This window comes from Kineococcus indalonis (assembly GCF_009906395.1).
GTDB classification, from domain to species: domain Bacteria; phylum Actinomycetota; class Actinomycetes; order Actinomycetales; family Kineococcaceae; genus Kineococcus; species Kineococcus indalonis.
Map to the genome: position 1 here is coordinate 1 of NZ_JAAALM010000288.1, position 5,252 is coordinate 5,252.

The 5,252-nt window shown below is 76.0% G+C and carries 5 protein-coding genes; 2 read left to right on the forward strand and 3 right to left on the reverse strand.

The features are described from left to right. On the forward strand, positions 1–534 hold a 534-nt coding region (locus GTR00_RS13935; protein WP_240900176.1), incomplete at its 5' end, for an NUDIX domain-containing protein. A gap of 48 nt (positions 535–582) precedes the next feature. Here the strand turns inward: GTR00_RS13935 and arc are convergent. Continuing rightward, positions 583–2,271, reverse strand: a complete 1,689-nt coding sequence (gene arc / locus GTR00_RS13940) for a proteasome ATPase (protein WP_166612212.1) — start codon at positions 2,269–2,271, stop codon at positions 583–585. Positions 2,272–2,421: 150 nt separating this feature from the next. On the opposite strand from arc, the gene GTR00_RS13945 reads away from it, so the two are divergent. Further along, entirely contained in the window at positions 2,422–3,555 is a 1,134-nt protein-coding gene (locus tag GTR00_RS13945) for a YihY/virulence factor BrkB family protein (protein WP_323132478.1), read from the forward strand. Here the strand turns inward: GTR00_RS13945 and GTR00_RS13950 are convergent. Next, positions 3,457–4,173: a metal-dependent hydrolase gene (locus GTR00_RS13950; RefSeq protein WP_240900181.1), complete on the reverse strand. Its 717-nt coding sequence runs from the start codon at positions 4,171–4,173 to the stop codon at positions 3,457–3,459. The two genes, GTR00_RS13945 and GTR00_RS13950, sit on opposite strands and share 99 nt — an antisense overlap. Before the next feature lie 15 nt (positions 4,174–4,188). Next, positions 4,189–5,252: tRNA (adenine-N1)-methyltransferase (locus GTR00_RS13955; RefSeq protein ID WP_166612214.1), on the reverse strand; the 1,064-nt coding region annotated here is incomplete at its 5' end.

The window sequence follows — 5,252 nt, forward strand, 5'->3', positions numbered from 1 at the left end:
GAGCCGGCGCAGGAGGTCGTGGCGCTGTACGACCCGGCCGACCCCGGCGGGCGGGTCACCGGCAGCGCGCCGCGATCGCGGGTGCGCGCGCTGAACCTGCCGCACGCGGCGACGGGGGTGCTGCTGCGCGACGGGCGCGGCGGGGTCTTCGTGCACCGGCGCACCAGCACCAAGGACGTCAACCCGGGTCTGCACGACTGCCTGGCCGGAGGCGTCGTCGCCGCCGGCGAGGACCCGGCCGACGCGGCGCGCCGCGAGCTCGCCGAGGAGCTGGGGGCGGGCGCGTCGGCGCTGCGGCCGGTGCTGCGGCGCTGGTACCGCGACGAGGTCACCCACCACCTGGCGCACGTGTACGAGGCGTGGTGGGACGGCGCGCCGCTGGTGCTGCAGGAGAGCGAGGTCGCCGCCGGCTGGTGGGAGCCGGCGCAGCGGCTGCGCGAGCGGCTGGCGGACCCCTCCTGGCCGTTCGTGGCGGACTCGCGGGCGCTGCTGGCGGCCTGGCCGCGCTGGTGGGAGGACGGCGGCCGGCCCTGACGCGCCGCGGGCCCGCACCCCGGAGGGGTGCGGGCCCGCGGCCCCGGGTCAGAGGTACTGGCCGGTGTTGGCGACCGTGTCGATCGAGCGGCCCGCCTCGGTGCCCTTCTTGCCCTGCGTGAGGGTGCGGATGAAGACGATCCGCTCGCCCTTCTTGCCGGAGATGCGGGCCCAGTCGTCGGGGTTGGTGGTGTTGGGCAGGTCCTCGTTCTCCTTGAACTCGTCCACGCACGCGCTCATCAGGTGCTCCACCCGCAGGCCCCGCTGGCCGGACGTCAGCAGGTCCTTGATGGCCGTCTTCTTGGCGCGGTCGACGATGTTCTGGATCATGGCGCCGGAGTTGAAGTCCTTGTAGTACAGGACCTCCTTGTCCCCGCCGGCGTAGGTGACCTCGAGGAACTCGTTCTCCGGGCTCTCGGTGTACATGCGCTCCACCGTGGCCTGGATCATCGCGTCGACCGCCGCCTGCGCGTCCCCGCCGTTGGCCACGAGGTCGTCGGCGTGCAGCGGCAGGTCGGGCGTCAGGTACTTGGCGAAGATCTGCCCGGCGCTCTCGGCGTCCGGGCGCTCGATCTTGATCTTCACGTCGAGGCGGCCCGGGCGCAGGATCGCCGGGTCGATCATGTCCTCGCGGTTGGAGGCGCCGATGACGATGACGTTCTCCAGGCGCTCCACGCCGTCCAGCTCGGAGAGCAGCTGCGGCACGATCGTGGTCTCCACGTCGGAGGACACCCCCGAGCCGCGGGTGCGGAAGAGCGACTCCATCTCGTCGAAGAAGACGACCACGGGCGTGCCCTGGCCGGCCTTCTCCCGCGCCCGGGCGAAGATCAGGCGGATGTGCCGCTCGGTCTCGCCGACGTACTTGTTGAGCAGCTCCGGGCCCTTGATGTTCAGGAAGTAGCTCTTGGCCTGGGTCTCCCCGCGCAGCTCCGCGGCCTTCTTGGCCAGCGAGTTGGCCACCGCCTTGGCGATGAGGGTCTTGCCGCAGCCGGGCGGGCCGTACAGCAGGATGCCCTTGGGCGGGCGCAGCCCGTGCTCGCGGAACAGCTCGGCGTGCAGGAACGGCAGCTCCACCGCGTCGCGGATCGCCTCGATCTGCGGGCCCAGGCCCCCGATGTCGGTGTAGTCGATGTCGGGCACCTCCTCCAGGACCAGCTCCTCGACCTCGGCCTTGGGGATGCGCTCGAAGGCGAAGCCCGAGCGGGTGTCCACGGTGAGGGAGTCGCCCACGCGCAGCGGGCCGTCCTCCAGCGGGCCGGCCAGGCGCACCACGCGCTCCTCGTCGGCGCGCGCCAGCACCAGCGCACGCCCGTCGCCCAGCAGCTCCTTGACCGTGGCCAGCTCACCGGTGCGCTCGTAGTCGCACGCGGCCACCACGTTCATCGCCTCGTTGACCATGACGTCCTGGCCCGGGCGCAGCCCGGCGAGGTCCACGGCGGGGCTGACGGCCACCCGCATGCGCCGGCCGGCGCTGACCACGTCGGCCGTGCCGCCCTCGACCGCGGCGAGGAAGGTGGCGAACTGGGCGGGCGGCTGGCCGAGGCGGTCCACCTCGGCCTTGAGCGAGACGATCTGGTCGCGGGCGTCCCGCAGGGTCGCCGCGAGGCGGTCGTTCTGGGCGTCGACCTGGGCCAGCCGCGAGCGCGCGGCACCGAGCTGCTCCTCCAGCAGTGCGACGTGGCGGGCGTCCCGCTCACCTCCGCCGCCGAAGCGGCGCTGGGGTTCCGTCATGCGCATCCTCCCCCTCGTAGCCTTCCCGGTCGCCCGGTCCGGCGGTGGATGCACTCGACCCTAACCCGCGGCGGCGACAGCGCGAGGCGGATCGGTGTCGGCGCGTCCGCCCCCGCCGGCGCGCGCCGCGCGCCCGCCGGCCGCAGGATGACCCCCGTGCCCGACCCCGAGCACCGTCCCGGCGCCCTGGCCCGCCTGGACGGCTTCCAGCGCCGCCACCGCGCGGTGGGCTACCCGCTGGCCGTGGCGTACAAGTTCTTCGAGGACCAGGGCGCCTACCTGGCCGCCCTCATCACCTACTACGGCTTCCTGTCGCTGGTGCCGCTGCTGCTGCTGCTGACCACCGTGCTGGGGTACCTGCTCTCCGGCGACCCCGGGGCGCAGCAGGCGGTGCTGCGCTCGGCGCTGCGGCAGGTGCCGGTCATCGGCGGCGAGCTGGGCAGCCCCGGGCGCCTGGGCGGCGGCGCGGTCGGCCTGGCCATCGGCCTGGGCGGCGCCCTGTACGGGGCGATGGGGGTGGGCCTGGCCCTGCAGAACGCGGTGAACGTGGCGTGGGCGGTGCCGCGCAACGAGCGGCCCAACCCCTTCGCCGCGCGCGGGCGCGCCCTGCTGCTGCTGGTGACGGCCGGGCTGTTCGTGGTGGGCACCGCGGTGCTCAGCGCCGTCAGCGGCGCCTACGTGCCCGCCGGCCTGGCCACCTGGGCCTCGCGGGCGGGCACGGCGGCCCTGGCGGCGGTGGGTTTCGCGGTGGCGTTCCGGCTGGCGGCCGCGCACCGCCCCGCCGTGCGCACCGTGCTGCCCGGGGCGGCGGCGATGGGGGTGCTGTGGACGCTGCTGCAGCACTTCGGCGCCGGCATCGTCGGGGAGGTCGCGGCCCGCTCCACCGTGTCCAACCAGGTGTTCACGGTGGTCCTGGGCGGCATCGCGTTCCTGTTCGCGGCCTCGTGCTGCGTGGTGCTGTGCGTGGAGGCCGACGTGGTGCGCGTGCGGCGGCTGTACCCGCGGGCGCTGCTGACGCCGCTGACGGACGCGGTGGAGCTGACCGAGGCGGACCAGCGCGCCTACACGCGCCTGGCCCAGGCGCAGCGGCACAAGGGCTTCGAGCAGGTGCTGGTGCGCTTCGGGCGCTCGCCGCTGCAGGAGGCCCGGGACGCGCGCGGGGGCGGCGGGCCCCCGCGCGCGTCCCGGGGCTCAGGCGAGCAGGTGGCGGGCCAGCAGGACGGCGGCGGCGAGGACGGCGAGCGCGGCGACGGCGCCCTCGACGCGCGCCCCGGTGCGGAACAGCCCTAGCGCGGTGCGCCGGCGCCGGCCGCCCAGCAGCGCCAGCGGCGTGGCCAGGGGCAGCGGCACCCCGCCGACGGTGAGCCAGTCGCCCAGCACGTGCACCAGCACGCCGCCGGCCACGGCCCACGGCAGCCACTCCACCCCGCCGGGGCTGCGGTGCAGCACCCACCAGGCCAGCCCGAAGGACAGGGCGAGGTTGCCCACCACGGTCGTCTCGACCGTGCCGGGGATCACGAAGTGGCAGCCGCGCAGGGCGGCGCCGGCCACGAGGGCCAGCGCCACCAGGGACGTCCACGGGTTCAGGGCGGCGGCCCAGGCCAGCGCGCCGAAGACCAGCGGGGCCAGCAGCGGGTCGTGGGTGCCCCAGCGGTGCCCGCCGGCCAGGCGGCCCACCGCCGCGGCCGCGGCGGTGGTCAGCGGCCCCCACATCTGCGCCACCGTGGAGCCGGTGGGGCGCGGCAGGGCCCGCTTCCAGGAGATGCCGCCCTGGTCGAAGTCGGGCAGCAGCGCCGCCCCGCCCCACACCGCCACCCACGCCGCGGCGCCGACCGGGCCGTGCACGGGCGCCAGGGGCAGGGTGGCCGCCCCGGCGGTCAGCCCGGTGCAGGCGTGGCTGTGCGCCATCACGCGGACACCACCTCAGGCGCCCGGCTCGGTCTGCTCGGCGGTGCCGGTCGGCTCGGCGGTGCCGTCGGGCTCGACGGGCCCGTGGGTGGCGCTGTGCGAGGCGGCGGCGCCGGCGGCGGCCTCCCGGGCGGCCTTGCGGGCCTTGCGGTCGGAGACGGGGCGGTCGCCGTACTCGGTGCCGTCGGCCAGGGCGTCCGCGCCGGCGCCGGTGTCCTCCCCGGCGCCGCCGCCGGTGTCCTCGCTGTACGCGCCCGGGGCCGGGCGGCGCTTGCGCAGCGGCGGGCGGACGCCGTCGGCGAGGCGGCGGGTGGTGATGAGGAAGCCGGTGTGCCCGACCATGCGGTGCTGCGGGCGCACCGCCAGGCCCTCCAGGTGCCAGCCGCGCACCATGGACTCCCACGCCTCCGGCTCCGTCCAGCGCCCGGAGGCGCGGGCGGCCTCGGCCACGCGGGAGAGCTGGGTGGCGGTGGCGACGTAGCAGATGAGCACCCCGCCGGGGGCCAGGGCGTCGGCGACGGCGTCCAGGCACTCCCAGGGGGCCAGCATGTCCAGCACGGCGCGGTCGGCGCCGGTGCCGTCGGCCGAGGACAGCCCGGAGGTGGGCAGGGACTCCACGAGGTCGCCGACGGTCAGGCGCCAGGCGGGGTGCGGACCGCCGAAGAAGGTCTCCACGTTGCCGCGGGCGATGTCGGCGAAGTCGGCGCGGCGCTCGAAGGAGTGCACCCGGCCGCCGTCGCCGACGGCGCGCAGGAGCGACATCGTCAGCGCCCCGGAGCCGACGCCGGCCTCGATGACGGTGGCGCCGGGGAAGACGTCGGCCATCTGCACGACCTGCCCGGCGTCCTTGGGGTAGACCACGGCGGCGCCGCGCGGCATGGAGAGCACGAAGTCCGCCAGCAGCGGGCGCAGCACGAGGTACTCCACGCCGGCGCTGTTGGTGACGGTGGTGCCGTCGGGGCGGCCGATGAGGTCGTCGTGGGTGAAGCGGCCGCGGTGGGTGTGGAACTCCTTGCCGGCGGTGAGGGTGATGGTGTGCAGGCGCCCGCGCGGGTCGGTCAGCTGCACCCGCTCCCCCT